Here is a 405-nt window from a genome sequence, read left to right as displayed (position 1 = left end):
AGGAAAGATTGAAGGCAGTGTAGAGGATTATCAGGCCCCAATGCGTGTCGTTCAGCCCCACCATCCGGTACATCAGGAACATGGGAATGGCGACGACGACGGGCGGCAACATTCGCGTCGATAATATGAAGAAGAGCAGATCCGCCTCCCCTTTCACCTTGAACCGCGAGAAGCCGTAGGCGGTGAGTGTGCCCATGCTGACAGCCAGAATCGTGGATGTGATTGCGACGATCAGACTGTTGATGAACCGGCTCGGATAGCCCGAAAGCTGCACTTCGCCACGGCCGGAACGAACGACCTTTTCACCGCCATCGAAGACCATGCGCTCCCACCAGGGGGCGGCTTCATATTCTTCCGGCGAAGGCGCGTTGCGTAGCTGCGAGCGCTTGGTGAAGAGCTTCACGA

Annotated in this window: 1 pseudogene; it reads right to left on the bottom strand. The window is 57.5% G+C overall.

From position 1 onward, the window contains the following. Positions 1-405, bottom strand: a pseudogene (locus tag AB1462_RS32350) (hypothetical protein); the annotation flags it as partial.

The organism is Pseudomonas sp. SB113, assembly GCF_040754745.1.
GTDB lineage: Bacteria > Pseudomonadota > Gammaproteobacteria > Pseudomonadales > Pseudomonadaceae > Aquipseudomonas > Aquipseudomonas grimontii.
The sequence above is the reverse complement of the archived record's forward strand: the minus strand, read 5'-3'. Positions and strand labels throughout refer to the sequence as shown.